We start from the raw sequence: 22,053 nt of genomic DNA on the forward strand, positions 1-22,053 counted from the left end.
CATATCTCCTTATCCGAGGGGTTGAAGCCCTGTTAATTGTTCAATCGTTTCTTCATTCGGTTGCGTGATGACACCAAGTTCGGTGATGATGCCCGTGATGAATGTGTGTGGTGTGACATCAAACGCCGGGTTGAAGACGGCGACGCCTTCCGGTGCTGTCGCAATACCTTGGACAGTCGTCACTTCTTGCGGATCACGTTCTTCGATTTCGATCGCGTCTCCGGAAACGAGCGAGAAGTCGAACGTCGAGAGCGGTGCTGCGACGTAAAACGGAATACCAAAAGCTTGAGCAAGCAATGCCAATTGGAACGTCCCGATTTTATTCGCCGTATCGCCGTTTCGTGTAATGCGGTCGGCACCGACGATAATCGCATCGATCTGTTTTTCTTTCAGCGTATGGGCGACCATGTTGTCCGTAATTAACGTGACATCGATGCCGGCACGTTGCAGCTCCCATGTCGTCAATCGTGCTCCCTGCAGTAACGGTCGCGTCTCACTCGCAAAAACGGATAATTCGATGCCGCGTTCTTTTGCGATGTAGAACGGCGCAAGTGCCGTTCCATAAGCAGCGGTCGCAATCGATCCAGCATTACAAATCGTTAGGATCCGGTCGCCTGACTGGAACAATTCCAGTGCATGAATCCCGATTTGACGTGACGTCTGCGCATCCTGGTCGTATAAGGCGACCGTCCGTTTTTCCAACCGTTCGCGAATCTCTTCTACCGAAGTCCCGTCTTGAATGATTGGATTCAGCTGATTGAGTACATTTCGCAAATTGACGGCCGTCGGTCGTGTCGCGAGTAACGTCGCTGATGTCTCAAGCAAGGCTTGCTTGTAGACCGGAAGCGCCGCTTCAAACCGGTATGCTTCTTGAACGAGCACGAATCCCCCAAATAAACTGATCGCAGGTGCGCCCCGAACGCGCAGTTGTTTAATCGCCTCAACGGCTTGCGCGAGATCAGCAATGACTTCATAGTGCTCTTCCTGCGGTAGACGTGTCTGATCGAGAATCGTCAAGACACGGTCTTCGTAACGGATACTTTGAACGAATGTAGTCATCGGCTAAGTTCCTCCGTTACGTCAAAGTTTCGTAAATCATCGAATGTCCGGCATTCTGTACGGCGTTTGATTAACGCCGCTCCTAGACGGAGCGCGTGACGTTTCCGCTCTAAGCGTTCCGTCGTTGAATCAATTGATTCTAAATCAGCGACCGGTGCAAGACCAATCGTCCGCCGAATCAATTCGCAACCGGCAAAGCCAAGGGCATCCTGCAAGATCGTGCTCAGTACATCATCGACGAGTCCTGATGCCTGGAATGGTTCGACGGCTTCCCGTTCCCATAACGCACGGAACGTTGAAGCGAACGTCAGCCAGAACGTATCGATATCCTTGATTCGGGCGTCACGTCGTGTAGGGTAATCCGGATATGCTGCGAAGAATAGATGCGCAATGAACTGCCCGACATCAAATCCGAATGGACCATAAAAGGCGAATTCTGGATCGATGACTTTCGTTTCCGTCGCCGAGGCGAAGATGCTTCCTGTATGTAGATCGCCGTGCAGCAATGCATCTCCTTTCGTGATGAAGAGCGCTTCGAGTTTTGCGACTTCGCGTTTCAACTCATCGTCTGCCCATAGACGTGCCACCTCTTCTTCGAGTCCGGCTTCAATCTCGTTCGTCTCCGCGTCATGAAATGGATCCGTGAAGATTAATTTTTCCGTGATGTCGCACAAGTCTGGATTGTAGTACGTTCGGGCGACACGTTTCTTTTCAACCGGACCAAGCGCAAAGTCCGATGTATGGAATAACGTCCGAGCGAGATAAGAACCGATATGTTCCGCAAGCAACGGATACTGTTCACCTGCGAGTAAACCGCTTCGAACGATCGTCAAATGCGAAAGATCTTCCATGACTGTATACGCTTCTTCGTGACTAGCATGAAAAACACGTGGTACGAACGGCACGGCATGCCGTGCGAATTCGCGGAGTGCGGATTGCTCGATCCACGCCCGCTCGAGCGATAACGGCCAGCTCTCACCGACGACCTTCGCATATGGTAATGCTTGTTTTAGAATCAAGCGATGTTCGCCTTCTCGAATCCGAAAGACAAGGTTAAGATTCCCGTCGCCAATCTCTTCTGCTTCGACGGTTCCGTCGCCGATCAGTCCTAATGTCCGAACACGATCAATCGCGTCCTGTTCCGTGAATGCTTTGTATGTCATCTCAGTTTCCCCCTATGTGATACACGAAAAAGCGCCTCTTTTCGTCATCGAAAAGAGGCGCACAAAAGTCACTGCGTCCTCTTATCTCTCAGACGAAACGTCTGTTGGATGTAGCACCGTGCCTAGTGGTCGGTTGCTGCGGCGTCATCGGGCCAATTCCCTCTGCCAACTCGCGATAAGAGTCGTATGTAGTTGTCGTGTGTGATATTGATTTGAATCTTACGCAATCGACTTCCTCGCTGTCAAATCGAAATCAAGCAGAAACGGACATCATTTTTAAGTCATCTATAGAAAGAGTATTTTCAAAAAAATAAATTTTCTAAAAATAGTTTGACAAGTCACGATTCTCATGTAAAAATTGCAATTAGATTTCACAATTTCATCCAAATTCTTATCAAGAGCAGACGGAGGGACAAGCCCTACGATGTCGCAGCAACCGACCTTTTGGCACGGTGCTAATTCTTGCAGCTACTAAGCTGACAGATAAGAGTCCACGTTCGAATCATTCATGGTCTCTTGTCGCTGACGAGAGACCATTTTTTTGTTGAAGGAGGAAAGACATGGCTTATATCACTGCTACTTATCAATTGGCTGCCCGTGATCGACTCGAGCAGCGCGCTGAACAACTCGCGCTTGGTCTGACAGTCGGTTCTTGGACGGAACTGAATCATCTCGAACAACAACAACTCGCCTCGTTCAAAGGGGAAGTCGTACATACCGAAGAGCGCGATGGCAAAGGATATATCACGATTCGTTACCCGGAACATAACGTATCGCGCGACTTTTCTGCGATTCTGACGACCGTCTTCGGGAAACTCTCACTCGACGGTGAAATCAAATTAACGGAATTGCTACTACCCGATACATTTACGTCGGACTTTCCAGGTGCGAAATTCGGGATCGAAGGGGTCCGTTCCTTGATCGGTGTCGAAGATCGCCCATTGTTAATGAGCATCTTCAAAGGAGTCATCGGACGCGATTTATCGTTCCTTCGTGATCAACTCGAAGGACAACTCGCTGGTGGGATTGATCTCGTCAAAGACGATGAGATCCTATACGACAATCCGTTGACACCGACGATTGACCGGGCACGAATCGGACGTGAGGTCATCGATGCTCACTTCCACCGGACCGGTAAACGTGCGTTATATGCGATCACACTCAGTGGTCCCGTCTTTACGCTCAAGGATCAAGCCAAGCGATTGATTGATGCTGGAGCGACTGCTTTCTTGCTGAATACCTTCACATACGGACTCGACGTCTTACGCGAACTGGCAAGTGATCCGGAAATCAACGTTCCGATTTTCAATCATCCGGCATATAGCGGTGCGTTGATCGCTAGCCCGAATCACGGAGTCGCAGCTCCTGTCTTACTCGGCACATTACCGCGCGCTGCTGGAGCAGACTTGACGCTATTCCCGTCTCCTTACGGCAATGTCGCTTTGCCAAAGGATGTCGCCCGTGGCATCGCGGTCGAAGCGACCCGTCTCGGGCAGACGAAATCGATCTTCCCGGTTCCTTCAGCCGGTATTCATCCTGGACTCGTCGCTCAACTCGTACGGGACTTCGGGATCGATTCCGTCATCAACGCCGGTGGCGGCGTACATGGTCATCCGCAAGGTGCTGCGGCTGGCGTCATTGCTTTCCGTCAGGCACTCGATGCGGCACTCGCAAATGAATCCCTATCGACGGCAGCATCGCGTCATGAAGAATTACGAATTGCCCTCGACGCTTGGGGGATCAAGTCATGACCGTACGGATTCTTTGTGACTTCGACGGGACGGTGACGACACAGGATAACATCATCGCACTCATGCAGGCATTTGCGCCAGCGAGTGACTTCGAACCGTTGAAACACGGCGTACTCGACCGGACGTTATCGATCCAGAGTGGTGTCGGGCAAATGTTCTCACTTCTGCCGTCTGACGGAAAAACAGCCTATCTTGACTTTTTGTTGGAGCGTGCGGTCATTCGCGACGGATTTTCGGAGTTACTGCAGTACAGTCGTCGTCAAGGCATCGATTTTTCGATCGTCAGCGGTGGAATGGACTTTTTCGTCGAACCGATCTTAGCGCCCTTCCTCGACCAAGAACAGATTTACTGTAACGTCGCTGATTTCAGTGGTCCATTCGTCCATATCGATTGGCCAAACGCCTGCGATGCCCATTGTACGAACGGGTGCGGCTGTTGTAAAACGTCCGTTGCCCGGACACTACGTAAAGACGGTGACGTCATCATCGTCATCGGCGACTCGGTGACGGACTTCGAACTCGCAAAACAAGCGGATCGTGTCTATGCCCGTGATTATCTGATCACGTTGTGTGAAGAGAACGATATCGCCTATACACCGTTTGAGACGTTCCACGATATCGTTCATGATTTAACACGAGCGGAGGTGACAACATGACATTCATGCGACGCTATGAAGAATTACGCGCCATCAAACAAGAGCTTGCGGCGCGCGATTGGTTCCCTGGTACGAGTGGCAATCTCGCCATTCGGACATCCGGTGTCCCGGTTGAATTCCTTGTGACGGCAAGCGGAAAAGATAAACGGCAGACGACTCCTGACGACTTCGTTCATGTCGATGCGACCGGTCAATTGATCGGTGAGCAATCCGGGCGTCCTTCTGCTGAGACATTACTTCATGTCGAAGTGTTCAATCAAACGGACGCCGGTTGTTCCCTGCATGTCCATACGATTGCGAACAATGTGATTTCGGAACTCTATGGCGATCAAGGCAGTATCACCTTTTCCGGTCAAGAAATCATCAAGGCACTCGGACACTGGGAAGAGGATGCGACGGTCACGGTACCGATCATTCCGAATCATGCGGACATTCCGACGCTTGCCGCTGCTTTTGCACCTCATGTCACAGCAGACAGTGGTGCCGTCCTGATCCGCAATCACGGGATCACGGTCTGGGCACCGACCGCCTTTGAAGCAAAGAAACACCTCGAAGCCTTCGAGTTTTTATTCAATTACACGTTGACGTTGCAATCATGCCGTCAATCCATTCATTAAAAGGAGGAATCATCTCATGGCAACAGTCTTATTCCAAGAAACAAACACACGGTATACGGATCAAACGGAAGTCGCTGACTTCCTCGCGTCACGCGGCGTTCTTTACGAACAGTGGGACGTTTCGAAACTTCCAGCGCCTCTCGTTGAAAACTTCACACTGACGGATGCAGACAAACAAACGATTCTCGATACGTTCGCTCCCGAAATCAAAGACGTATCAGAACGTCGTGGGTATCAAACAGCTGATATCATCTCACTTTCGGATACGACACCGAACCTTGATGAGTTGCTCGTCAACTTCCAGAAAGAACATCACCATACGGATGATGAAGTTCGTTTCATCGTCAGCGGTCATGGCGTCTTCGCGATCAAAGACGAAGAGGTCGGCTACTATAACATCGAACTCAATCCTGGTGATTTGATTTCCGTTCCTGTTAACACACGCCACTACTTTACGCTTCAAGACGATCGTAAAGTCGTCGCCGTCCGAATCTTCGTCACGACAGACGGCTGGGTTCCGATTTATGAAAACGAGACGTCAACGGTCTCTTAAGAACGATAAAAGCGGCGACTTTCTTCTATTAGGAAGGGAATCGCCGCTTTTTCTTATCGCACAAACATATCACTACATTGATACGTAACAGATATAATGAAGGAAAAGCGATGAGGAAGTGAGCGTCATGCATATTCGTCCCGTAACGGAACACGACTTACCAGCGATTCTCGCCATCTATAACGAAGGTATTGAAGATCGGATCGCAACGCTTGAGACCGACCAAAAGGACTTATCCTTCATGACCCAGTGGTATGAGGAACGAACCGATCGATATGCCGGTTATGTCGCTGAAGATGACACAGGTGTCCTCGGCTTCATTTCACTCGATCCGTATAATCCGCGTCCTGTCTACGCATCCGTCGGTGAGATTTCGGTTTATATCACCCGGACTCATCGTGGACAAGGGATTGGTACACGTTTGCTTGAAACGGCTGAGCAACACGCCCGTGATCATCAGATGCATAAACTCATTCTCTTCACCTTCCCATTCAATAAAATCGGACAAAAACTCTATATCCGCTCCGGGTTCCGGATCGTCGGAACGTTTAAGGAGCAAGGACAGTTGAACGGCGAATATGTCGACGTCATGGCGATGGAGAAACGCTTGCGATAGGATTCATTGAATGCCAGACGGGGAATAGTCAATCCGAGTCATTGAGAGAGGATGAACCTAATGGATATTCAACAAATTCGCAATGCAACACTCGTTGTCACGTATGCCAATCAAGTCTTACTAATTGATCCGTTCCTCGGCGAAAAAGGCAGCTTGCCTCCCTTCGGTCAAACACCGAATGCCGTCGCCAATCCACTCGTCGACTTACCGGTCGATGTCAAGACACTGCTCGATCCTGACGCCATCTTCGTCACGCACCTGCACGCTGATCATTTCGATGATGCTGCTAAACAACTATTACCCAAGCATTTGCCACTCTATGCGCAGCAAGAAGAAGACGCGCAGCACATCCGAGAAGCCGGCTTCACGAACGTCTCTTCCTTCGATTCCGGTGTGACGATCGGTGATATCCAAATCCATCGAACAGGTGGACAGCATGGTGTCGGTGAAATCGGCGAACGGATGGGACATGTGTCTGGGCTCCTCCTCACCCATCCGGACGAACCAACACTTTATATCGCAGGTGATACGATCTGGTGCGACGAGGTCGCGCATGCAATCGAACAACATACACCCGATATCATCGTCGTCAACAGTGGAGCCGCCCAGTTCTTGACCGGAGAGCCGATCACGATGTCACAGCGTGATCTCCTTGCCGTACACGAAGCAGCGGCGGAAGCAACAATCATCGTCTCGCACCTCGAGTCCGTCAACCACTGTCTCTTGCGACGTGATATGATTGCTGACTTTTTAACTGCTTTCCATCTCTCTGCCCATTTCCTGATTCCGGAGGACGGCGAAACGATGTCATTTTAAGAACAGTAACCTTCATTAAAAAGAAGTCCTGCTTTTCGAGTAACAATCGAAAGCAGGACTTCTTTTTGTTATGGGATGACAAGACCTAACAAGCGAGCAAAGGCGACTGCTTGCTCTTCCGTAATGACAGCGCCTGGTAAAAATCGCGGATCGATCGTAATACCAGAGAGTTCCGTCTGCCGGAGGTCGAGACCTTTTAACAGTGTTTCAATCCATTGGCTATCTGTAAGCCGGACCGCTTCGAGTTTCCAATGGGTCGGCTTCACTTCGAAGAACTGTGCTTCTTTCATCGTCGTTTCGCTCCAGTGTTGATGACGGACCGTACTGCGAATGAACTGTGCGTAATCCGCAAGCCCTTCCTGAATCGTTAAATGGTCAAGCGTACAATCTTCAAACTGGATGCCCGTCATCCGGCATCCGACGAAGGACACACGGTGAAAACGAGTTTCTTGGAAGTGACATCCCGTTAAGTCGCATTGCTCAAAACGAATATCTTCGAACGAACCACGGTCAAAGGTCAGATTCGCGAACGAGACATTTTGAAAACACACTTGATAGGCATCGATGCGTTCTGTCAGTTCACTCGGCATCGACTCTTTCTCATAACGCGCTCCTTTTAGATACGGGTCATCGATTTCGACTTGATCGAACGTCTCTGGCTGAAGCGTCTTCGGTAATTCTGGTAATCGGATAACGGTCTCTTTCAATGAAGGTTCCCCCTTTTTTCTCTCCCTTAGTGTACCAAACTCCTTTTATATGAGGAGAAATCGTTCGAATTCCCCTTTTTTCAACAGTTTTTATTTTGAGACACTTTGAGACCATGCTATAGTCAAGGAAAATCAAAATAAGAACATACGTTCTTTTATGTAAAGGAGTGATTCAGATGTTTCCTTCCGTCGTTTTACCACAAGATAAACGTATTTTTTGCGTCGACAGTGTGTCCTTCTACGCCAGCTGTGAATGCCAGTATCGCAATCTTCCTCCCTTGACGACACGCCTGGCGGTCGTCTCCGATTTAAAACGAAGCGGATCCGTCATTCTCGCTGCCACCCCTGCCTTAAAAGCACTAGGAATCAAGACAGCCGGTCGACTGTACGAAATGGAGCAATTGCCATACGCTGTTCGTCGTACGATTCAACTCGTCGAACCACGTATGCTCGCTTATATGAAGACGTCGATTCGTGTCCTGGATGTCCTGCACCAATTCGCCCCACCTGAAGCCATCCGCGTCTATTCGATTGACGAAAGCTTCATTGACATGACCGGAACCGATCGCCTATTTGGTTCCGACCTGCAAGCTGCTCTCAAAATTAAAGAAGCGATTCTGAAACAGACCGGCATCCACGTCCGCATCGGGATTGGTCCAAATAACGTCATCGCGAAACTGACGCTTGATTTAATCGGGAAAAAAGAAGGCATCGCGCGATGTGGATATGCTGATGTCGCACGACGTCTTCATGACTTTCCGATTCGGAAGATGTGGGGAGTCGGACACCGCATGGAACAACATCTGCAGATGATGGGGATTGAAACAATCGGTGATCTTGCCATGCGCCCTGTCGAAGAGTTACACGAACGCTTCGGTGTCATCGGTGCCGAACTGTGGCATCACGCTTGGGGACTCGACGCGTCACCGACACTGCTCCCCCCGCGTCATCTGTTCGAGAAAGCCCCTCAACGGACGATTGGACACGGTGTGACCTTAATGCAGGACTATTATCAGTTCGAACGTATCCAGAATGTGCTCAATGAACTGGTACAGGATGTCGCCGCACGTTGTCGCTTTTCGAATCAAGTCGGCTGGACCGTTCACATCGGTGTCCGTTATTCTCGAAACGTCGTCCGAAGTGGTTTCTCCCGTCAAATACGGTTGCCTTACCCGACATCCGATGAACGCATCATTTTGCGTCACGTCTTACAATTGTTCGAACCGAATTGGCTCGATGGGGAACCTGTTCGATTTTTATCCGTTGCAGTGGGGCATTTGACTGCCGATCAAGGCACCTTACAGTTGTCTTTGTTCGAGGATAATGCGCGGCTCTGGAAACGGCGACGGTTATTAAAAGCAATGGATGTCGTTAACCTCCGCTACGGAAAAGGAACGATTCGCCTTGCTGTCTCGTTTCTTGATACGAGTGTCGCCAAACGTCGCCTTCGTTTTGTCGGCGGTCATCCGGGAGGTGATCTTCATGACAGCGTATCGTGATCGGGGAAATTTAAAATGGATTCCTTTTCTCATGCCGGAACATTTGCAATTGCTGCGGGAATATTATGTCCAGATGCATCAGCTCGACTTGCCTGAAATCGATGAACAGTTGCAAGAATCATGGCACTTTCTGCTTCAAGAAGCTTTAATAGAAGGAAACGAACTTGAAATCACGTATTATAAGGAAAGTAGCTACGTGACGGTCGTCGGTTTCGTCGAACGATTAGAACCCGAACGTTCCGTTCTCTTTCTGCGCGGACGTGAAGTCATTGAAATTCCCTTCACACGAATCGTCCGGATCGAAAACGGGTAAGCTCTCATACAGATGGATGCTTTAAATCGTGCCCGGAAAGAAGGAATAGTCATGTTGGATTGGTTTACTTCTCTCCCCGTCGTCGTGCAAGCACTGCTTGCCGGAATGATGACGTGGGGGTTAACCGCACTTGGTGCGGCACTCGTCTTTGTCTTTACGACGATTGAAAAACGCGTCATGAACATGATGCTCGGTTTTGCTGCCGGCGTCATGATTGCCGCGTCGTTTTGGTCGCTGCTTGCTCCTGCGATCGAGTTCACGGAGCAGGATGGAGGAATCGCCTGGATTCCTGCCGCCATCGGTTTTCTCGCTGGTGGATTTTTCGTCCGTCTCCTCGACTTCGTTACGCCGCATTTGCACTTATCTGCACCACTCGAGACAGCGGAAGGTCCTTCGACAGGACTCAAGAAAACGACGTTACTATTTCTTGCGATCACGTTGCACAACATTCCCGAAGGTCTTGCGATTGGTGTCGCTTTTGGCGCCGCTGCCTTAAACATGGACGGGGCGACCGTCGCCGGTGCCTTGACGCTCGCACTCGGGATTGGGATACAAAACATGCCGGAAGGGGCTGCCCTATCGATTCCATTACGCGGTGAAGGGATGTCGCGCCGGCGCGCCTTCCATTACGGTCAATTGTCAGCGATCGTCGAACCAATTGCCGCGATGGTCGGAGCAGCCGCGGTCTTCTTTGTTCAACCGCTTCTCCCGTATGCGTTATCGTTTGCTGCCGGAGCGATGATTTTCGTCGTCGTCGAAGAATTGATTCCGGAATCACAAGCAGAAAACGGATCCGATTTAGCAACGCTTGGTTTGATGGTCGGTTTTACGGTCATGATGATTCTTGACGTCGCTTTAGGATGAAGCCGTTGCAAAACGAGCAGTGGATGATACCGTCTTCTGCTCGTTTTTCTGTTTGTAGATTCAGGCGCATTCTAGCAAAACCAATCGATTTGAAGTTTTTCTGACCTTGTGTCCTAACAGAAAAATTTCCCTATCTCTCATAACTATCTCAATGTGAATGGACACGACGGAGTGTCTTAGTCATATCCTATGGAATCTAGATAACTGCTCACTCTTATTCAAACGAATCTAGGCATCGGGTTTCGTCTGAAGCGCATCATACTTTCTCAGACCTGCGCCCGATATTCCGATTAGTTCTATCTCACAAGAATAAAACATGATATGTTTTTAACTAGCACATCGTATAGAAGGAGATTACCATGACAATCATTGAACTTTTAAAAGCGCTCTTACTCGGTTTCGTCGAAGGGATGACGGAATTTGCACCGGTCTCTTCCACGGGTCACATGATCATCGTCGATGACATGTGGTTGCAAACTACCGATTTTCTCGGTAAATATTCGGCGAACACCTTTAAAATCGTCATTCAGCTCGGATCGATTCTTGCGGTCGTCGTCGTCTTTTGGAAACGCCTCTTCAGCTTGATCGGTTTGTATAAGATTGAAGGCGAACATGACGCAGCAGGGACACACAAGTTAAAACTACGGCACGTCTTGATCGGTCTTCTACCAGCAGCTGTTCTCGGATTGTTATTCGAAGATTTCATCGATGAGAACCTCTTCTCGATTGAGACGGTCATCATCGGTCTTGCAGTCGGTGCCCTCTTGATGATTGCAGCCGATAAATTCGGACCAAAGGAACCAAAAACGACATCGCTTGATCAGATTACATATCGCCAAGCAGCACTCGTCGGTCTGTTCCAATGTATTTCCCTTTGGCCTGGCTTCTCTCGTTCTGGTTCAACGATTTCCGGAGGGGTCTTCCTCGGGATGAATCACCGGACGGCAGCTGACTTTACGTTCATCATGGCTGTACCGATTATGTTCGGTGCTAGTTTCCTTTCGCTCGTTAAGAACTGGGAGAACATTCAACCGAACCACTTCGCATTCTATGCTGTCGGTTTCGTTGCGTCGTTCGTGTTTGCCCTCTTATCGATTCGCTTCTTCTTGAAGCTGATCAACAAGATCAAACTCGTTCCGTTCGCCATCTACCGTCTTGTCTTAGCGGCTGTCTTAGCTGTCATCGTCTACATGTAAGTTCAAACCGTTAGCTATTTTAGCTGACGGTTTTTCATTTTTTTGAAACTAATTCAGTCGCTTAAGGGTATATAGGGATGAGACATAATTAAAGGAGTGAATGCCACATGGCACGCAGAAGTCGGAGTACATCAAAACTCCCAATCATCATCGGAGTCGTTATTGTTGCCGTGATTGCCTTTTTAGCAATCGGACAATACAATAGCCTCGTCAATGTAGAAGAAGATGTATCGAATAAATGGTCGCAAGTCGACAACCAAATCAAGCGTCGTGCGGATTTGATTCCGAATCTCGTTGAAACTGTCAAAGGTGTCGCGGGTCAAGAAGAAAAAGTATATGGAAAAGTCGCAGAAGCCCAAGCTGGTCTTGCGCGTGCTGCGTCAACCGAACAACGGATCGAAGCCGACCAACAAGTCACGTCTTCGCTTCGCGGATTGATTGCCTTGCAGACGACTTATCCTGAACTAAAATCAAGCGAACGGTTCCAATCTTTGATGGATACGCTGGAAGGAACAGAAAATCGTCTCGGGATCGCCCGCAAGGATTACAACGATGCTGTAACCCTCTATAACAAAAAACGTCGGAGCTTCCCAACGACACTCTACGCATCCGCCTTCGGATTCGAGAAAAAACCATATTACGAGATTTCAGACAGCGACCGGGAAAATCCGACCGTCGACTTTAACAGTGATTCGAAATGATTCGGCGGTGGACGCGACTTCTATTGAGCGCGTTCCTCGTCTTCTTCCTCTTCGTTCCAACAGCTAGTGCCGTTTCAGAACGGACGGGAGCAGCCTTCTTCATTCAGGATGATGCTCAGCTGCTCAACCCTTCGGAAGAAGCCGAACTCGCGCAACTCGGTCAGGAACTCGAACAATATACGACGGCACAAGTCGTCCTCAAGACGGTTCCCGATCTAAAGGGACAGGATTTAAGCTCTTACGCCAATGAAACGTTCCGGCGCCAAGGCATTGGTCAAGAAGGAAAAGACAATGGTGTTCTTGTCGTCGTCGCTCCAAACGAAAAGGATCGCCAATTTCGGATCGAGGTTGGGTATAAACTCGAAGGGATTTTGACAGACATCACAGCCGGACGTATTCTCGATCAATATGCTGTTCCTTATAAAGAGAACGGTGAGTATGGGAAAGCAGCGTCTGAAACATATAAAGCGGTCGTCAGTGTCATTTCAAAGGATCAGTCGCTTGAGTCACAGGATCCTCCGAAAACACAAAATAACGACGGACTTCCGCTTTGGACGAAGATTCTGATCGGTGCTGGATTACTGATCTTATTGTTCCTCGATATGAAGTTCACCGGTGGTATGTTCTTCTTCGCGATTTTGAACATCTTCTCCGCGATCATGCGTGGTGGCGGTGGAAATGGTGGCAGTCGTGGTGGTGGCGGAAGTTCTGGCGGTGGTGGTGCCGAACGGTAGAAAAGGAGTCGTTTTTTCATGAGGATCATCTTAGGGTATTACCTCCTCCTGACACTCATCGGATTTGTCTCGATGTGGCAGGATAAACGTCGAGCGCAACAACATGCTTACCGGACACCCGAAGCAACACTATTGACGATTGCTTTCCTCGGTGGTGCGCTCGGTTCTTGGATTGGTATGTACACAGTCCGGCACAAGACACGGAAAGCGAAGTTCCAATGGCTCGTTCCAATAGCCGCTATCTTGCATCTCGCTTTCTGGTTTGTTTACACTTCACAATGAAAGAATGTGACCGATAGAGAAGAGAACGTACGGAAATGTGTCCGTCGTTCCTTCTTTTTTTGTATGAGGTCAATGATTATGAATAACAGGTTTAATTTCTTTTTTGTTCAGGGTAAAGAATTTAACCAATTTAATAAATACATCTTTTTTTGATGTACTGAGAGGTGGACATCCCTTTATGTGGCATCCTTGCGCCGAATGTACGACATCAATCCGTTTCGTTGAAGCGGGAGCACTCCATATTCAATCACCAACGCCAGAAATCTATTCCTATCAATCGTTCGAACAGCTCGAACAGTTATTGACATCGCTCTTACGTGTAGCGGATTATCCAGTGTCGTGTCGCGCCACACAATCGCGTTACGTGACAGCACCTATCCTAGCTTCAGCGCTTCTAGAACAACTGAAGCATCGATCTGCGATTGATTTTATCCAGCATGGGGTCATGACGAGCCACCTACAACCGATTTATGATATCCAGCGTAACGTGCTCGTCGCGAACGAAGCCTTGCTACGAGCAGCTGATGACAATACGCCGATTTCACCAGGTGTCCTGTTTTCAACGGCCTCGAAGATGGGACTTCATTCCCGTCTCGATCAACGAGCGCGTGAAGAAGCCATCCGTGCGACGCACCATATTGGTGGCACAGCAAAAACGTTCATCAACTTCCTTCCTTCGACGATCTATAATCCGGAGTATTGCCTGCGCCATACGTTTGAGATCGTCGAACGTTATCAAGTCGATCCGAGTCGGCTCGTCTTCGAAGTCGTCGAAACGGAAAAAATTGAAGAAGTCAACCATTTGAAACACGTCTTCGAACAGTATAAAAAGCAAGGCATTCAAGTAGCACTGGACGATGTTGGCGCTGGTTTCTCGACACTCGATATGCTGTCCTTGCTTCAACCGGATTATATTAAAATCGATCGTTCCTTCATCGATCACTGCGATACAAACTCAGAAAACGAAGCCTTTTTACGAAAAGCCCGCCATCTGACACGAGAAATGGGGATTCAAATCTTAGCGGAAGGTATCGAACGGCAAGAAGAACTTGATCTTTGCCGCGAACTCGGCTTTGATCTTGGTCAAGGATACCTACTCGGTCGCCCTGCTCCTTACGCTCGTTTTGCGAAAGCACAATAAAAATACGCACATGGACCGTCTGATGATTCAGTCCATGTGCGTATCTTTATGTTAAGTCGTCGAAACGGAAACCGTCTCGTTCCGTGTGATAGCATCGACTAATTGTTCTGTTGATACAATCGGACGCAACAGACGACACAGTTCCTCTTTTGATGTCCGTAAAGCAAGTGCTTCGACGACATCGAGCGATAATGCGAAGTCTGCGAGTGTCGTCGGCTGTTCTTGTACAAGAAGATAGTCACGCAACTCTGCATAATCGTCATCATGTCCGAGTAACTTCTCCTGAACGAGTAGTCCGTAACCGACCTTACTCCCGTGTAAAAACGCATGCGTTTCTGGATGAGGCGATAACGCGTTATGCACTGCGTGTCCGATTGCACCACGCGTCGCCGCGTCACCAAAACCACCAATGCTTCCGGCTAACGGAATGACGGTTTCGACGAGATGTTGGATTTCAACGGGATACTCACGAAAACGCGTTTCCGTTATATTCGTCGACAAGATAAGATCCTTACAACGTTCAGCTGTCCGAAGCGCCATCTCAATGATGGGATCTTCAGCCGATGATCCGCTTAAGGCACGTGCTTCATACCACTTCGCTAGCGTATCGACGAGTCCCGCTACAAAATAAGCATACGGACTTGCTGCGATGATCCGATGATCGAGTAAAAGGGCTTCAATCACGACGGGGAACGTATCAAATCGGATGTACTGTCCCTCTTCGTTATACATGACACTGAGCGGAGTCCACGGAGCACAGTTCGAGACGATCGTCGGAATGACGATGACCGGGCGTTGTAATTGAAACGCGACCTGTTTTGCCGTATCGATGACACTCCCACCTCCGAGCGCGAGAATCACATCGTATGGAGCACATACCTGTTTGAAAGCTTCCACTTGTTGATCCGTACAATGCCCTTCAAATGAAAGACGTGGTAATGCTGGTAAAGCAAAAGCGGCTGCTTCATAGGCTTGACGTCCATGAATCAGGACTGCTGAACGATTACCTATCACTTCTTTGAGTTGATCGAGCGCGTTTTCCTCATGTATGTATTGCAAAACAGCTTGTCGAATCACAGAATCGCCTCCTAATATTTGTTATCGCTCAGTATACGCAAAAGAACCCGCTTCGGCAATCATTCGATTTTTATAAGAGGAGCGCGTACACTAGAAAAGAGAAGAATTTACTAAAAAGGAGTCGATGAATCGATGCAACAGATTACGTTAAACAACGGTATCAGCATGCCCCAACTCGGATATGGTGTCTTTAAAGTACCGGAAGAAGAAGTATATGAAGCGGTCAGCGAAGCACTCCGCGTCGGGTATCGTTCGATCGATACGGCGATGATTTACGAGAATGAAGAAGGTGTCGGTCGCGCACTGCGTGACTCCGGCATTCCCCGAGAAGAGATCTTTCTGACGACGAAAGTCTGGAATTCCGATCACGGCTACGAAGAGACACTTGCCGCTTTCGAGACGAGTCTACAAAAGCTTGGTGTCGATTATGTTGACTTGTATCTGATTCATTGGCCGATGCCAAAAGAAAATCGTTATGTCGAGACATGGCGGGCGCTCGAACATCTCTATGCCGAAGGGAAGACGCGTGCTATCGGTGTTTCGAACTTCCATATTCCGCACTTGGAACGAATTTTAGCCGAAGGATCGATCGTTCCTGCCGTCAATCAGATTGAACTCCATCCGTTCCTTAGCCAAGAAGCAATCCGAGACTTTTGCCGCAAGCACGGTATCGTCGTTGAAGCTTGGAGTCCGTTGATGAAAGGACGCGACGCGTTGACGCATCCGGTCATCGTCGATATCGCGAATCGTCATCAGAAAACGCCGGCTCAAGTCGTCCTCCGTTGGCACTTGCAACACGACATCGTCGCGATTCCGAAATCCGTCACGCCAAGCCGCATTCGCGAAAATCTTGATGTCTTCGACTTCAGCTTGTCAGACGTTGATATGCAAGCGATTGATCAATTGAACGCCAACGTGCGTACAGGATCAAATCCGGATCATAAATAAGGCGAGACGATTCTCATTTAATCTCCATACAAAAAGAAGGTACTTTTCGGATTTGATCCGGAAAGTACCTTCTTTGATGATGACCCTAACGCGTGATTCCAATCGATTATTTTAGCGGTCTAAATTATTTCCATGATCTTGCTTGGCGATGTCCTCCGATTGATGTTTCGATTGACGACGTTCTTCGCCGTCTTGCGTTGCATCATGTTCTTTTTCCTCGCGTTCTGTTTCCGGACGTCGGAAATCGTCATCCCGACGCATTGCAATATCCGGTTCTCGGTTCCCGTCGAGTTTTTTTGAATGATCGATTGCCTGCTCGTCTTGCGGCATCTTATCCGTACCGGCGCGATGCAAATCAATTTCCGCATGCTCTTCCTTCGAATCTTTATCAACATCAAGCGGATTACCGGAGCCGAGCTGTGCATTGGAGTTCGCATCTGATGACGTATGCGTCTCTTCGCCACTACCATAGCGAACTTTAACATCAGGATGCGTATTGTCTGTATTTAAATGTGGATCGAACTGGATGTCTTGGACTTCAAGTAACAGAACGAAGCCCCCACCTTCGACTTCCGTTTTGCGTTGTTCGATTTCATTGTCTGATAGATCAAGTGACCCAAACAAATCATCGACTTCTTGATCGCGTCCTTTGTTCCCACGAATCCGATCAATCCAAGACGGTTTCGTCGTCGCGATTTCTGCGTCCATTTGGCTACGGACGAGTGCGATGTTCGACTTCTCCTTGACGATGACGTAGAAGTCTTCCTCCCGATGCCCTTGAATGTGCAGTTCGTCCATTTTTGAAATCAATTCTTCCTCTGAATAGAACGTTCCGATATATTGTTTTGTTTTCATGGATGTTCTCCCCTTATTAACACGATTTGTCATGCGTGACTTCTATAAGGAGTATTTCCTCTTTTGCGTTAAAATATGCCAAAAAACATGCGTTCCATTAAAACGTCATCTGTTTGACATGTAAACGATCATTCGCCGACGAGTTTCAGACCAATCGTCGCACTTAAGACGAGACCGATACAAACCAGTCGCTTCCAGTCTTTTGATTCGTTATAGAGCACCATGCTGAGAATCGCACCGCCCGCTGCTCCGATTCCCGTCCATACCGCGTACGCCGTTCCCATCGGTAAACCATTCATTGCAAGCGTTAAGAATAGGAAACTGAGTCCGAATCCTGTTCCCATCAACAGTAAATTCTTCGCATTCTTATTTTGATTGAACGTATTGATCAAGACGACACCAAACATCTCAAAGATTCCGGCAATGATTAAATAAATCCAACTCATGCTGATTTCTCCTCTCCACTGACTAACTTCAGACCGATGACGCCGACGAGTAAGACAGCGATCAATGCTAATTTCATCACGGAAGCGGCTTGATCGAATAACACGATGTCCGTCACGACCGTTCCTGCTGTTCCGAGACCGACGAAGACAGCATAGACCGTTCCGACTGGTAAATGGTTACTCGCTTTAATTAGCACGGTAAAGCTAACGATGATACAGACGATCGTTGCAGCCCACTCAAGTGGTGTTGCCGCATGTTTTAATCCAATGACCCAGCCCACTTCAAAACACGCTGCGACGATGATGCCAATCCAATACTTTGCCATAATAATTGCCTCCTAATAGGTAAATTCAAATGAAAAAGCCCGGGAGCAAGCGAGACGATTCGCTTTACTCCCGGGCTTTTATCCCTCCGTTGCATGGACAAACGTCCATGTTCCTCCCTCGGTCCAGCCGTACGGAACCCTAGAGGATACTCCCTATTCCATTCGATACAACCACCCTAGCATGCCCTTTTTCCTATGTCAAACAGGAATCTGTTCTCCATCTGTCAAATAGAATCAAAGTGACTTCATCTGAATGAGGAGGATGCTGCATGCGTTATAAAATCAATGATCAACTTCGGATTCGTCGTTTTACACCAGAAGATGTAGAAGCGGTTCACGCCTATGCCTCACAACCCATCGTCAGTCAATTCCAGTCATGGGGACCGAATACCGAAACGGATACGAAACAATTCCTACACGATGCGCTTGAAAGTGAACTCGAGACACCAAGACGTCGTTATGTCTTTGCCGTGACGTTTCCAAGTGACGTCGTCATCGGTGCCGGTGAACTCGTCATCACAGACGTTGAGAATAAAATCGCCGAAATCGGATACGTCCTCTCGCCTGATGAATGGGGGAACGGATACGCGACGTCAATCGCCTCTTTCCTTCTCCAATTCGGTTTCGAAAAACTAGAACTACACCGAATCACGGCAACGTGTGACCCACGAAACGTCGCTTCCGAACGTGTCTTGCAAAAGGTCGGCATGACGAAGGAAGGACAGCTTCGCGAGACGGTCTACCTCGAAGACCACTGGCGTGATTCCTTGATTTACGGCATGCTCGACTGGGAATGGCAAGTGGATCACGAAGAAGATAACTAACATACGACTTCAAACGGTGTGCCGAGGCATACCGTTTTTTCATGAACAACCTCCTATTTTTTTGATTTTTATCAATTTTTAAACAAGCGCATGCTACACTATTCATAATGACAAATTTTAAGAATTGGAGTGAACCTCTTGATGAAAAAATGGACTGCTCATGTTGCTGGACTTGCCGCAACGTTAATGTTGAGCTCGGTTTTACCCGCACCCGCTTTTGCTGAATCGCCACCTGTTCAACCGACAGCAGAAACACAAACAGTCACCGAGACAACCGGGACGGCTTATTTGAAAGAGGATGCTGCGTTGCTACAAACGGCTGATTCCACAACGGTCATCCAACAACTACCAGCGGGAACGACATTCAAGACACTCGGTACGGACGGTGACTTCACTCGTGTCAGTTGGCAAGAAGGTACTGCTTATGTCGCAACAAACGAGTTAACGCAAACAGCACCTGTTTTTCAAAAACAAGCAACGCTGATGTCGAAAAGTTCACTCTCATTAGTTGCTTCACCATTTGATCCCACCGTCGTGACGACACTTCCCGCTTATCAGCGAATCGATACATACGGCACCTTCGACACGTTCACGCGTCTGAAATGGAACGAGCAATACGTCTATGTATCGACGACACAACTCGAGCAACTTCCGAAATTGGTTGGGACGCGTTATGCCAAACGAGCGACTTCTCTTTTCGTTGAGCCGAAGACGACGAGCGCGAAGACTGCCGTCACTCAAAATCAATCATTCGAAACGTTCGGAACGACGGGTACTTTTACACGTGTGGCGACTAAGACCGGTTACGCCTTCGTATTGACGACTGATTTAGCTGATACGCAGGTCGTGAGCCATCCAGAAACAGGAGTGCGTTACGTCCAACAGCAGACGACGGTCTATGCCACTGCGACTACGAAAGGAGAAGTCGTACAATCGCTTCCTGTGAATACTTCTCTTCAGACGTACGGCGTCGAGGGTTCATTTACACGAATCAAACGAAACGACGAGTATGCCTATGTATTGACGGCACATCTCGGTACGTTGAAATACTATCCAAAGACCGCACGCCTCTATGTTCAGCGCGCTACACCGATCTATAGTGCACCGAATGCTTCCGGCTCCATAATCGATCAACAAAAAACAAATACTTTATTAACGATCTATGGTAAAAGTGGCGTCTACAGTCGAATTATTTTCCGCGGAGTCCATGCCTACGTTAAAACAGCTGATCTTGGTAGTGAAAAAGTATACGCCGCAACCGGAACACGGTACGCCAAACGCAACTTGTCCGTCTATACGTCTGCTTCAACGAAAAGTAAAATGATGTATTCTGTCAAACGAGCTGATAAACTAACGATTTACGGCACGAGCGGTAGTTACACACGATTAAAAAAAGGGACGGTCTATGGTTACGTCAAGACGAGTGATCTCGTCACGAAAAAGCCGGATCTGTATGACGTTACCGGTCAACGTTACGTGACAGAGGACGACGTCGTCATTCGGTCACAGGCAAAACTGTCGGGTAAAAAAATCGGTACGTTGAAAAAAGGAAAATCGATCACCATCTATGGAAAAAGCGGTTATTTTACACGTGTCAAATATAACAATATCTTTGGTTTCGTCGATTCGAGTCGGATCGGACTAAATAAACCAAAAGCAAAAGCGAAAAAAGGGACAACGTTTTATGTCCATCTGGACCAAACGCCACTCTTCTCTGCTGACGTCGCTTACAGTCGGCCAGCTGCCTATTTGAAAAAAGGGACAAAATTGATTGGTCTGAAATCAATTGATGATGATTTTTGGCAAGTTCGCTTAGCCAGCGGTCAAACGGGTTACGTCCTCAACCCTTATATCAGCACGAGCAAACCCGATATGAAACTGACACAAAAAGCAATCAATCGAACGAAAATCTATACCGTCAAACAGACGACATCCTTCTTTTCGAGTCCAACCAGTCCAAAAGGCAGCGGACTCGTTGAGCAAGGCAAACGTGTTTATCCGCGTCACCGGGTCGGAAACTTCTATGTCATCCAGTCAGGCTGGACACCCGTCTATCTTCCGGTCTCAGCTGTGACGATTACGTCCGATAAACGGGTCATTAAAAAGAATAACACGCGCGGTGAAAAGCTGATTCAAGCAGCCGTCCAACATATCGGTACACCTTACACATGGGGATCGCAAAATGCCGTGAACGGTGGCTTCGATTGTTCCGGTTTGATTCACTACGCGACAAATAAGGCTGGAAAATACGGTGGTCGGACGAACGTTCGCGGCTACTGGTACGGTGCTTTCTTTACGAATCGCCGGACGAGTATCTCGAGTGGTAAACGCTCAGATATCGTCTTCTTCCAGAACACCTACACGGATGGTCCATCGCATATCGGAATCATGCTCGATAGCGAACACTTCATCCATGCGGGCGGTTCACAGCTCCAAATCAACTCGATTTATGAACCGCGTTGGCAAGAGCATTTCCTCGGATTTAAATCGATGTAAGACAAAAAAAGACGAAGCCGTCGAATTCGACGGCTTCGTCTCTTCTTATCGCAACACGTCAGAATGTCATCTCGACGTATTTCGTCACTTGTCGATCCATCAAGTACAACTCGATCTGTTCACGATAGGCTTTATAATGATCGGATGCGATATGCACTTCAAGTGCCTCTTCGTCCCGATACACTTCATACAGCATGAATTGATGCTCATCCTCGATCGATTGGTGCAAGGAATAACGTAAGCATCCTTCTTCTTTTTGTGAGTCATGATAGACCGTTTGTAGAATCGGGAAAACTTGATCCGCGAGTCCTGCTTTGATTGTAAGTACAGCGTTGACGACGATTTCTCCCATGTTTCATTATCCCCTTTCGTGATTACCTGTATCTGTACCCATTTTCACGAAAAAACACACG

At 48.4% G+C, this 22,053-nt stretch carries 25 protein-coding genes and 2 riboswitches; of the genes, 17 read left to right on the forward strand and 8 right to left on the reverse strand.

The features are described from left to right. Positions 1 to 9: 9 nt before the first annotated feature. Positions 10 to 1,059, reverse strand: a complete 1,050-nt coding sequence (gene mtnA, locus KNQ12_RS11070; protein WP_214748597.1) for an S-methyl-5-thioribose-1-phosphate isomerase — start codon at positions 1,057 to 1,059, stop codon at positions 10 to 12. Continuing rightward, positions 1,056 to 2,222, reverse strand: a complete 1,167-nt coding sequence (gene mtnK / locus KNQ12_RS11075) for an S-methyl-5-thioribose kinase (protein ID WP_214748594.1) — start codon at positions 2,220 to 2,222, stop codon at positions 1,056 to 1,058. Before mtnK ends, mtnA begins: the two co-directional genes overlap by 4 nt. A gap of 78 nt (positions 2,223 to 2,300) precedes the next feature. Continuing rightward, a riboswitch (SAM riboswitch) is annotated at positions 2,301 to 2,404 on the reverse strand. Between the two features lie 206 nt (positions 2,405 to 2,610). Beyond that, a riboswitch (SAM riboswitch) is annotated at positions 2,611 to 2,712 on the forward strand. Between the two features lie 70 nt (positions 2,713 to 2,782). On the opposite strand from mtnK, the gene KNQ12_RS11080 reads away from it, so the two are divergent. From KNQ12_RS11080 to KNQ12_RS11105, 6 genes are all read left to right on the forward strand, one after another. Continuing rightward, positions 2,783 to 3,973, forward strand: a complete 1,191-nt coding sequence (locus KNQ12_RS11080) for a 2,3-diketo-5-methylthiopentyl-1-phosphate enolase (protein WP_214748591.1) — start codon at positions 2,783 to 2,785, stop codon at positions 3,971 to 3,973. Then, positions 3,970 to 4,629, forward strand: a complete 660-nt coding sequence (locus KNQ12_RS11085) for a 2-hydroxy-3-keto-5-methylthiopentenyl-1-phosphate phosphatase (RefSeq protein WP_058265588.1) — start codon at positions 3,970 to 3,972, stop codon at positions 4,627 to 4,629. Before KNQ12_RS11080 ends, KNQ12_RS11085 begins: the two co-directional genes overlap by 4 nt. Next, positions 4,626 to 5,246: a methylthioribulose 1-phosphate dehydratase gene (locus tag KNQ12_RS11090; RefSeq protein WP_058265587.1), complete on the forward strand. Its 621-nt coding sequence runs from the start codon at positions 4,626 to 4,628 to the stop codon at positions 5,244 to 5,246. The genes KNQ12_RS11085 and KNQ12_RS11090 overlap by 4 nt, the downstream gene beginning before the upstream one ends. A 16-nt stretch (positions 5,247 to 5,262) precedes the next feature. After that, positions 5,263 to 5,799 (forward strand): 1,2-dihydroxy-3-keto-5-methylthiopentene dioxygenase, encoded by a 537-nt coding sequence (locus KNQ12_RS11095; RefSeq protein WP_023467032.1) that lies wholly within the window; start codon positions 5,263 to 5,265, stop codon positions 5,797 to 5,799. A gap of 127 nt (positions 5,800 to 5,926) precedes the next feature. Next, entirely contained in the window at positions 5,927 to 6,415 is a 489-nt protein-coding gene (locus KNQ12_RS11100; RefSeq protein WP_214748588.1) for an arsinothricin resistance N-acetyltransferase ArsN1 family A, read from the forward strand. Between the two features lie 60 nt (positions 6,416 to 6,475). Continuing rightward, positions 6,476 to 7,231, forward strand: coding sequence for an MBL fold metallo-hydrolase (locus KNQ12_RS11105; RefSeq protein WP_058265586.1), 756 nt, complete (start codon positions 6,476 to 6,478; stop codon positions 7,229 to 7,231). A 68-nt stretch (positions 7,232 to 7,299) separates the two neighbouring features. Here the strand turns inward: KNQ12_RS11105 and KNQ12_RS11110 are convergent, their stop codons facing one another. After that, positions 7,300 to 7,938, reverse strand: a complete 639-nt coding sequence (locus KNQ12_RS11110; protein WP_058265585.1) for a pentapeptide repeat-containing protein — start codon at positions 7,936 to 7,938, stop codon at positions 7,300 to 7,302. Positions 7,939 to 8,114: 176 nt separating this feature from the next. On the opposite strand from KNQ12_RS11110, the gene KNQ12_RS11115 reads away from it, so the two are divergent. The 8 genes from KNQ12_RS11115 (at position 8,115) to KNQ12_RS11150 (ending at position 14,668) form a co-directional block, all read left to right on the forward strand. After that, positions 8,115 to 9,437 carry a Y-family DNA polymerase gene (locus KNQ12_RS11115; RefSeq protein WP_214748585.1) on the forward strand — a complete coding sequence of 441 codons (1,323 nt, stop codon included), beginning with the start codon at positions 8,115 to 8,117 and terminating at the stop codon, positions 9,435 to 9,437. Next, complete coding sequence (locus KNQ12_RS11120) at positions 9,421 to 9,750, forward strand: YolD-like family protein (protein WP_023467027.1); 330 nt, start codon at positions 9,421 to 9,423, stop codon at positions 9,748 to 9,750. The genes KNQ12_RS11115 and KNQ12_RS11120 overlap by 17 nt, the downstream gene beginning before the upstream one ends. 51 nt (positions 9,751 to 9,801) lie before the next feature. Then, complete coding sequence (locus KNQ12_RS11125; protein ID WP_023467025.1) at positions 9,802 to 10,614, forward strand: ZIP family metal transporter; 813 nt, start codon at positions 9,802 to 9,804, stop codon at positions 10,612 to 10,614. Between the two features lie 359 nt (positions 10,615 to 10,973). Further along, positions 10,974 to 11,810 (forward strand): undecaprenyl-diphosphate phosphatase, encoded by an 837-nt coding sequence (locus KNQ12_RS11130; protein ID WP_023467024.1) that lies wholly within the window; start codon positions 10,974 to 10,976, stop codon positions 11,808 to 11,810. Between the two features lie 107 nt (positions 11,811 to 11,917). After that, a complete protein-coding gene (locus tag KNQ12_RS11135; protein ID WP_023467023.1) occupies positions 11,918 to 12,511 on the forward strand; it encodes a LemA family protein in 594 nt (197 codons plus the stop codon). Continuing rightward, entirely contained in the window at positions 12,508 to 13,245 is a 738-nt protein-coding gene (locus KNQ12_RS11140) for a TPM domain-containing protein (RefSeq protein ID WP_058265583.1), read from the forward strand. Before KNQ12_RS11135 ends, KNQ12_RS11140 begins: the two co-directional genes overlap by 4 nt. An 18-nt stretch (positions 13,246 to 13,263) precedes the next feature. Then, positions 13,264 to 13,527: a DUF1294 domain-containing protein gene (locus tag KNQ12_RS11145; protein WP_023467021.1), complete on the forward strand. Its 264-nt coding sequence runs from the start codon at positions 13,264 to 13,266 to the stop codon at positions 13,525 to 13,527. A 178-nt stretch (positions 13,528 to 13,705) separates the two neighbouring features. Continuing rightward, positions 13,706 to 14,668: an EAL domain-containing protein gene (locus KNQ12_RS11150; RefSeq protein WP_214748582.1), complete on the forward strand. Its 963-nt coding sequence runs from the start codon at positions 13,706 to 13,708 to the stop codon at positions 14,666 to 14,668. A gap of 51 nt (positions 14,669 to 14,719) precedes the next feature. Here KNQ12_RS11150 and KNQ12_RS11155 read toward each other — a convergent pair whose 3' ends face one another. Next, the gene (locus KNQ12_RS11155) at positions 14,720 to 15,745 is read right to left on the reverse strand and encodes an iron-containing alcohol dehydrogenase family protein (protein ID WP_035399001.1); all 1,026 of its coding nucleotides are present in this window, start codon (positions 15,743 to 15,745) and stop codon (positions 14,720 to 14,722) included. 132 nt (positions 15,746 to 15,877) lie between these two features. On the opposite strand from KNQ12_RS11155, the gene KNQ12_RS11160 reads away from it, so the two are divergent. Beyond that, positions 15,878 to 16,693, forward strand: a complete 816-nt coding sequence (locus KNQ12_RS11160; RefSeq protein WP_058265582.1) for an aldo/keto reductase — start codon at positions 15,878 to 15,880, stop codon at positions 16,691 to 16,693. Positions 16,694 to 16,804: 111 nt separating this feature from the next. On the opposite strand, the gene KNQ12_RS11165 is transcribed toward KNQ12_RS11160, so the two are convergent. The 3 genes from KNQ12_RS11165 to KNQ12_RS11175 all read right to left on the reverse strand — a co-directional run bounded on the left by KNQ12_RS11165 (position 16,805) and on the right by KNQ12_RS11175 (position 18,320). Further along, the gene (locus KNQ12_RS11165; protein ID WP_058265581.1) at positions 16,805 to 17,548 is read right to left on the reverse strand and encodes a general stress protein; all 744 of its coding nucleotides are present in this window, start codon (positions 17,546 to 17,548) and stop codon (positions 16,805 to 16,807) included. Between the two features lie 128 nt (positions 17,549 to 17,676). Continuing rightward, a complete protein-coding gene (locus KNQ12_RS11170) occupies positions 17,677 to 17,994 on the reverse strand; it encodes a DMT family transporter (protein ID WP_023467016.1) in 318 nt (105 codons plus the stop codon). Next, on the reverse strand, positions 17,991 to 18,320 hold the full coding sequence (locus tag KNQ12_RS11175; RefSeq protein ID WP_029340708.1) for a DMT family transporter: 330 nt from the start codon (positions 18,318 to 18,320) through the stop codon (positions 17,991 to 17,993). Before KNQ12_RS11175 ends, KNQ12_RS11170 begins: the two co-directional genes overlap by 4 nt. A gap of 269 nt (positions 18,321 to 18,589) precedes the next feature. On the opposite strand from KNQ12_RS11175, the gene KNQ12_RS11180 reads away from it, so the two are divergent. Further along, entirely contained in the window at positions 18,590 to 19,144 is a 555-nt protein-coding gene (locus KNQ12_RS11180) for a GNAT family N-acetyltransferase (RefSeq protein ID WP_023467014.1), read from the forward strand. A gap of 141 nt (positions 19,145 to 19,285) precedes the next feature. Beyond that, positions 19,286 to 21,640, forward strand: a complete 2,355-nt coding sequence (locus KNQ12_RS11185; protein ID WP_251055834.1) for an SH3 domain-containing C40 family peptidase — start codon at positions 19,286 to 19,288, stop codon at positions 21,638 to 21,640. 58 nt (positions 21,641 to 21,698) lie between these two features. Here KNQ12_RS11185 and KNQ12_RS11190 read toward each other — a convergent pair whose 3' ends face one another. Continuing rightward, a complete protein-coding gene (locus KNQ12_RS11190) occupies positions 21,699 to 21,992 on the reverse strand; it encodes a putative quinol monooxygenase (protein ID WP_214748579.1) in 294 nt (97 codons plus the stop codon). Positions 21,993 to 22,053: the final 61 nt, after the last annotated feature.

Source organism: Exiguobacterium sp. s11, assembly GCF_018619015.1.
GTDB classification, from domain to species: domain Bacteria; phylum Bacillota; class Bacilli; order Exiguobacteriales; family Exiguobacteriaceae; genus Exiguobacterium_A; species Exiguobacterium_A indicum.

Coding starts and splice junctions, on each gene's coding strand:
- KNQ12_RS11175 (WP_029340708.1), bottom strand. CDS start 18,320: ATGGCAAAGTATTGGATTGGCATCATCGTCGCAGCGTGTTTTGAAGTG.
- KNQ12_RS11105 (WP_058265586.1), top strand. CDS start 6,476: ATGGATATTCAACAAATTCGCAATGCAACACTCGTTGTCACGTATGCC.
- KNQ12_RS11085 (WP_058265588.1), top strand. CDS start 3,970: ATGACCGTACGGATTCTTTGTGACTTCGACGGGACGGTGACGACACAG.
- KNQ12_RS11090 (WP_058265587.1), top strand. CDS start 4,626: ATGACATTCATGCGACGCTATGAAGAATTACGCGCCATCAAACAAGAG.
- KNQ12_RS11120 (WP_023467027.1), top strand. CDS start 9,421: ATGACAGCGTATCGTGATCGGGGAAATTTAAAATGGATTCCTTTTCTC.
- mtnK (WP_214748594.1), bottom strand. CDS start 2,222: ATGACATACAAAGCATTCACGGAACAGGACGCGATTGATCGTGTTCGG.
- KNQ12_RS11145 (WP_023467021.1), top strand. CDS start 13,264: ATGAGGATCATCTTAGGGTATTACCTCCTCCTGACACTCATCGGATTT.
- mtnA (WP_214748597.1), bottom strand. CDS start 1,059: ATGACTACATTCGTTCAAAGTATCCGTTACGAAGACCGTGTCTTGACG.
- KNQ12_RS11160 (WP_058265582.1), top strand. CDS start 15,878: ATGCAACAGATTACGTTAAACAACGGTATCAGCATGCCCCAACTCGGA.
- KNQ12_RS11080 (WP_214748591.1), top strand. CDS start 2,783: ATGGCTTATATCACTGCTACTTATCAATTGGCTGCCCGTGATCGACTC.
- KNQ12_RS11140 (WP_058265583.1), top strand. CDS start 12,508: ATGATTCGGCGGTGGACGCGACTTCTATTGAGCGCGTTCCTCGTCTTC.
- KNQ12_RS11115 (WP_214748585.1), top strand. CDS start 8,115: ATGTTTCCTTCCGTCGTTTTACCACAAGATAAACGTATTTTTTGCGTC.
- KNQ12_RS11170 (WP_023467016.1), bottom strand. CDS start 17,994: ATGAGTTGGATTTATTTAATCATTGCCGGAATCTTTGAGATGTTTGGT.
- KNQ12_RS11180 (WP_023467014.1), top strand. CDS start 18,590: ATGCGTTATAAAATCAATGATCAACTTCGGATTCGTCGTTTTACACCA.
- KNQ12_RS11130 (WP_023467024.1), top strand. CDS start 10,974: ATGACAATCATTGAACTTTTAAAAGCGCTCTTACTCGGTTTCGTCGAA.
- KNQ12_RS11135 (WP_023467023.1), top strand. CDS start 11,918: ATGGCACGCAGAAGTCGGAGTACATCAAAACTCCCAATCATCATCGGA.
- KNQ12_RS11165 (WP_058265581.1), bottom strand. CDS start 17,548: ATGAAAACAAAACAATATATCGGAACGTTCTATTCAGAGGAAGAATTG.
- KNQ12_RS11125 (WP_023467025.1), top strand. CDS start 9,802: ATGTTGGATTGGTTTACTTCTCTCCCCGTCGTCGTGCAAGCACTGCTT.
- KNQ12_RS11095 (WP_023467032.1), top strand. CDS start 5,263: ATGGCAACAGTCTTATTCCAAGAAACAAACACACGGTATACGGATCAA.
- KNQ12_RS11190 (WP_214748579.1), bottom strand. CDS start 21,992: ATGGGAGAAATCGTCGTCAACGCTGTACTTACAATCAAAGCAGGACTC.
- KNQ12_RS11100 (WP_214748588.1), top strand. CDS start 5,927: ATGCATATTCGTCCCGTAACGGAACACGACTTACCAGCGATTCTCGCC.
- KNQ12_RS11185 (WP_251055834.1), top strand. CDS start 19,286: ATGAAAAAATGGACTGCTCATGTTGCTGGACTTGCCGCAACGTTAATG.
- KNQ12_RS11150 (WP_214748582.1), top strand. CDS start 13,706: ATGTGGCATCCTTGCGCCGAATGTACGACATCAATCCGTTTCGTTGAA.